The 6,068-nt window shown below is 34.6% G+C and carries 2 protein-coding genes; both read right to left on the bottom strand.

Going from position 1 to position 6,068, the window contains the following annotated elements; translation table 11 throughout:
* Positions 1-950, bottom strand: a 950-nt coding sequence (locus ABIQ27_RS00275) for a hypothetical protein (protein ID WP_348030951.1), incomplete at its 3' end; no start/stop codon positions are given.
* Entirely contained in the window at positions 951-4,814 is a 3,864-nt protein-coding gene (locus tag ABIQ27_RS00280; protein ID WP_348030953.1) for an AAA domain-containing protein, read from the bottom strand. It abuts the gene before it with no gap.
* Between the last annotated feature and the right edge of the window lie 1,254 nt (positions 4,815-6,068).

Genomic DNA, 6,068 nt, shown 5'->3' on the forward strand with positions numbered 1-6,068 from the left:
AAATCCTCACTGCTGAAATTATAACATTTTTTCTGTGATTCTTTGTATCTATCAATTTCAGGCCAATTGGTTGTCAAGTATGGCTCTTGTTTTTCTTTGCTGTCATATTTTTGAAAAGGTACCATTAATTTAAATTCAAGGTTTTGAATTCTGTCTTTTAGTTGTGGTTCAAAGAAAAGCACATTCCTTCGCAGTGTATCGTAGTAGGTCATTTCATCGCCTAAAGAAAATATCGCGTAACCATCAATAAGTTCTTTTATCAAATTGGCTTCTTCTTTACATACAGAAACAAGTACTTGAAAGCTCATTTTGGTAAATGAAATGTCATCAATCCTTTGTAATCCTCTGGGTATTCCAAATTCTTCGCGTTGATCGGTGTCAACATCAAATAGCGATTCAAAAATTCGAATTTTCTCTGGCGGAGTATGGACAATGTCAGGGGCAAAAGGACGTGCTATTTTTGTTTCCCCTTTTTGGTTGGTATATGAATAAGAGTAATTTTCACTAACAAGTTTGCTTTTATAGTAGTTGTAAAAAATTCGGGGTAGTGGTTTTAATGTAATGCCGTCAATAAAGAAATCGTATGATTGTTTGTGGAGCCTAACCAGAGTTTTTGTTTCAAATACTGATATTCCATGCTCCGTTAGTTGATGTTTGTTTCCATCTTTTGATAGCAATTGATCGCGAATAAGATTTTCAATTCTCAATTCTATGAATGTTTTGGAGGTTCCAATGATACATCCGATCTGAAATGACGTGAAATCCGGTTTTACTATAAGGAAATCCACAATTACTTTATCGAGCTGATCTAATGGGTCAGGTGTAGAATCGGAAATGGCGGAATGGATACAAAATATAGGATATTGGAGGCAAAAGATGCCTTTCAATTGTCTGTTCATTGCTGATAATTCTTCGTAATATTTTTCTATATCAATGCTGAAGTGGCTCATTTAATATGAAAATTTTATTTGTTTTTTTTCAAAATCAATTTTAATAATCTTGACCTGTAAAGTTTCATCTAATTGGGACTCCCTAGTTTTATATATATTATTCTTGTGCAGCAATCCTATTAATCCAGTATCTATTTTTACGAAATAACCATAGTTTACCTCATTTTCGATAGAGCCTTTTACTATATCTCCTTTTTTATACTTCTTAATTGTAGCGTCCCATTCTTTATTTTTATTGACTGTAACACTTTTCTCCTTTCCATTGAATTTTATTGTAACTTTTTTACTTTCAATGTCTATGGAATAGATTGAAACATCCATTTCAGTTGAAACAACCAAACTGTCATAATTCACTTTTAGGTACTCCGGCATCATTGGATATGGTAATAAGCAATCTACCTCATCGATAGTTACGAATAGACCAAAAATACCCTTTTGATTTCTTCCGGCAGTTTTAAATTTGCCAACTGCATTATCACCGCTTTTGTATTTTTCTAGGAACAATTCGAACGGTGATTTAAAATCATATAAATCTGCTACATTAATAAAATTGCCAATCTCTTCTTTATTACTCAATCGAACCAATGTTCTGAAAAGTTCAGTGTAATTAAAGATTTTGTCAAAATGCGATCTATGGTCAGTTAAAGTACTGGCATTACCTATGAGAATTAGTTTCTTTTTTGCCCGGCTAAAAGCAACATTTAATCTTCTTGCATCGTCAAGAAACCCCACTTTAGCATACTTTCTTTTGCCGTTTTCAATAGGTACATTTTTGTGGTTGGATGAACGAGTGAAACTAAAAACGATTATATCAAATTCTTTGCCTTGAAAGGAGTCAAGCGTGGAAACATCTATGTTTTGAAATTTACAGGATTTGGATTTATTTATATAGTGTTTTATGTTAGCAACTTGCGATTTATAGGGTGCTATGATGGCTATGTTAGATGGATTTATTTCGCTTTCAAATAATTTTGGCAATATGATTTCTGATATTGTTTCTGCTTCGGTATTGTTCTTTGCAGATAGTCCATCGTTTTGCTCATATGGATTTTTCGAGTTAGAAGTATCGACGAAAATAACCTCCTTGTTAAAAGGTGATGGCATTTGGATTCTATTCAGATGCGTTCTATTGCCCATCTTAACCTTTCCATCATAAAATGAGCCTGAAACAAATTCTCCTATATTTGGGTGCATTCTATGTTGATAGTTCAGCATTTCCATATTATCCGTTGGGAATTGTTCTGCATTTATCCTGTTGACGATGAATTCAAAGAAGGATGATTTAAGTGCGTGTAGGATTTCTTCCTCAAAAAACTCTGAACCATAGACCGAATTTGGGAAACTTAAATTGTCTGTCTTATCAATTAGGGAGCTATCCATATAGGGCGGCAGTTGTTTCTGGTCTCCGACCAAGATTACTTTTTGACCAAGTTCAATTGCTACTAAGGATTCAGCAATGTTTGCTTTACCAGCCTCATCTATGATTACAGTGTCAAACTTGAAATTCTTTTCTTTAAATACTTCATCAGACTTAATACCGATACAAGTCGCAAAAACTACGTCGGTGAAATTATAGATCAATGGTTTTAAAAGGATTTCATGCTCATTGTTGGATTTCTCATTCCAATTTTTAAGTAGTTCTATAGTCTGTTTTAATTCTTTTATTGACAGCTGTGCAAGTCCATTCAATAATACAAAATGACGTTGTTTGTATACTTCCTTTAATACTCCATAGAGTGCAAGTAGTGAATTAATAAACTGATTAATGCTTTTGCTTATTTCTTGCTTTTCTTGCCCAGAAGTTTTGCTCCTTAAATATTCCTCAACAATCAGAAGCTGGTTTGATATAAAGGTTTTAAAGTCAACTTTATAATCCTCAACAAGATTATGAATACAATATTTTAGCGATTGTTTATCAATACGTTCAGGGTTTCCAACTCGTAGGAGATTGAGATGCGGGTATTGCGATAGCTTTTCTAATACATTGTCAACTGCCACGTGGTTTTGACCTGAAACAAGGATTTTTTCGCCTTTCTCAACTAATTGCTGAATTATTTCGGCGATTACTGTTGTTTTGCCAGTACCAGGAGGTCCTTGAATTAGAAAAATATTTTGATTACCAACAGCCTTTTTTACCGCATTTACTTGATTATTTGTAGGATCTTCCCTTTCAGTTCTCGCTAAATCTTCATTCTTGAATTTTATAGGTTTAAGAATTGGTGTTTTTACGTTGTCAGGCTTGACAAGGAGTGCTTCTATGTGTTCGATTTTTATCTTTTTATCTAAGAAGTCTTGTATAATCTCTCTTTGAATTTGAAATTGTTTTTTTGAAATGCGTTTGTCTAAATAGAACCCCTTATCCAGTAATTCTAGCTTTATTGGTTTATTAAAAGTAATGGTGTACTCGTCATTGAAATATGAAAGGATTCCATCTGAAAGTTTTATGAGTTTTTCATCGTCTTTTAATCTGATATTTACTACAGTTTCTTCATCTGTTTCAAGGCTATCGCCAATACTTCTGGGTATTTTGATTGCGACACCTTGATTGATTGCTGGTATTCTGTCATATTTTTCTACAAATATAGCGTTCTCCTTTTCTTTGTCAATTAAGCTAATTTGGTATTCCAAGAATTTATCTATGATTGAAAGAGTTCGGCCCTCTTGTCTCAAAATTTCTCCTGCCGCTGTTTTAAGGTAGCTAACAGTTTCAAAGCATTTTGTTTTTAATAAGGCGTATTCTAGAAATTCTTTCTGTGAATTATCGAATGGTGTTGTGCTATATGGTGAAATTACTTTGAGTGGATTGCTAAAGAGAAATGAGCCGTATTTCGCATTCCGTTTTTTTGCTTCACTTGACCAATATTGAGAATGACCAAAAGTGAAAGTTTTTATAATAAACTTAATCTCTTTTTTATCCTTAGTAGAAATTACTTCACCAAATATGTTGACTTCTTCATTATATAATGAGAAATCATTTTTTTGGTTGTTATCTCTAGTATTTATTTTAAACCAATAATGCTGTTGACTTGATAATATCTCTAAAACTTTGTTTTCATTTTCGGGTGAAATAACAGCATCTTCTAGGAAATAGGGTATGGCATTGTGTTTTAATGTCGATTCGTAACTTGCACTACCTACTTCAAACTGGATGTAGAGAGTTTGGCTACTTTTGAATTCTTTTGAAAATATTCTATCATCTTGTTGAAAGCCCTCTTTGATTATTGATAGTTGTTCATCTGTGGCATAGACGCCAAGAATTGAGTTCTTGAAATTATAATACGAAATTAATTCGTCGTCTATAAAGTTTATCTCAGGGTCTACTTGAATTTCTGAATCAATATTCCTTACATCTAAGGATGCAGGTACAAAAGAGAGTAAGTCATTGAAATCAAGTTTGGAGTTTACTTTTACTCTTATTTTATTTGAAGTTCCTTGAAGAAAGTTGTTACTTATAATTCCATAAAGATTATCCTTTGTTTTGACTAATGTAGTATTATTGAATTTTTCAATTACATCGACATTGTATTCGTCTCCTCTTTCAACTCTCTCCCAAGTCAATGTTTCACTTATTGGCTTTGTAAGATGTTTTTTGCTTAGAATTACCTGCTGATCTGTAAAGTCTATTGCTAAAACAACACACTGAATACGGTCACCAGTTTTATATTGTTTTAATTCTGCTTCCCCATTTGGTAAGCACCACGATAGATTTAAGACTGATAAACGGCCTATTAAACCTTCGCCAAAGTCTGTAATGATTTGTGAAGGATGAATAATGTCAGTAATGGTCGTCTCAATAACTGATCCTCTACCATATTTCTGGTTAAATTCTAATTCAAACTTTGATATTTCTGTATTAGGTGTCAATCCTTTCTATTTTAGTTGCGTAAAGCAAATATAGTGAATTATGGCGCATGGTGTGTTGGCGAATATTGCGTTCTTTTGGTTTTGTTCACGGTTGGTTTGTGCGATGGTAAATCCAAATCTGTGCAATGCATGTGGGCAAAAATAGATTTTTAAGAGATGCGAAGGGTTGGCTTTTTCTTTTTTTTTCTGTCACTTGTCCTCATAGTGAAATACGGTTAGTTTGAAAGTCTGTCCACTTGGTCGATATGGTCTTAATATTGGGTGCATTTTTAGTCATTGTCTTGCCGTGTCGTCTGTCTTTTTAGTATAAGTAGTAACATCTCTATAACAGTAACTATTGCGTGTATTCCGTTTACGTCTGTTATGCTACACCGACTTGCTTCGATCAAAAGTAGCGGTTTCGTACAAGGTATGCAAAGGACTCATTGATGTCTTGTTGGTCATTCTGAGGGCACGGTTGTATATCTTGGTAGTTGGGGTGTTGTGTGCCGCAGGGTTTCTGTAGTTATTGGATAGTTAGCCCTCGTCATCTGAGGATTTTTTTCCTTATTCAGGGTTTAAGACGTGGTTTTGTCATTGCTTGCAGCATAGCAGCTTAGTGTCTCAGTAGATCATATTGAACTTCCTTTAAATTTACGTGTGAAAGACTCTCTACAAGTTGTCCCTAACTAGTGGGTGATTTTGAGGTGTGGAGTGCGGATAAGTTCGAAAGTTGTGCCGGAGCTTTAGAGGGTTTGCAATGGCTGATGGAGTTGGTAGGTTTTTTTTAGCAGACGGATTTGTGTGCGATCATATGATTGGAAAGGCATGAAATGTTCACGAGTAAGTCTATGATTTCTACTATATTTATTGCTTGAAGGAAGGCAAATAGCCATTCCGCCCTATTAGAGCTATCAAGTCGAAGAAGAATATACTGCCCCATTGGCAGCTTTGAATTTTATTAATCAATTAATTTTTTATGAAACAGTTACTGTTTTTCCTCGTCATTTTTTATGCCTGTACCCCTGAGCCTGGCATCCCCGATCCCACTGGTCCTGTAGTCGACACAAGCGCTGTATCGATAGTGTGGAAGAAACTCGGAGGCAACAATTACGGCAGCCAAACTATGATGCCTTATGTGCTCGGTGACAGAGTTTACAATTCAGTCACGCGCTCAGGTATAGGCAGGCATTATGATCCTTTCGTAGAAATATGTGATCAGAAAGATACGATCACTTTAAGTCCTTGAACGCTGTAAATCCTACTACTTTTGCA

The organism is Flavobacterium sp., assembly GCF_039916025.1.
Taxonomy (GTDB): Bacteria; Bacteroidota; Bacteroidia; order Flavobacteriales; family Flavobacteriaceae; genus Flavobacterium.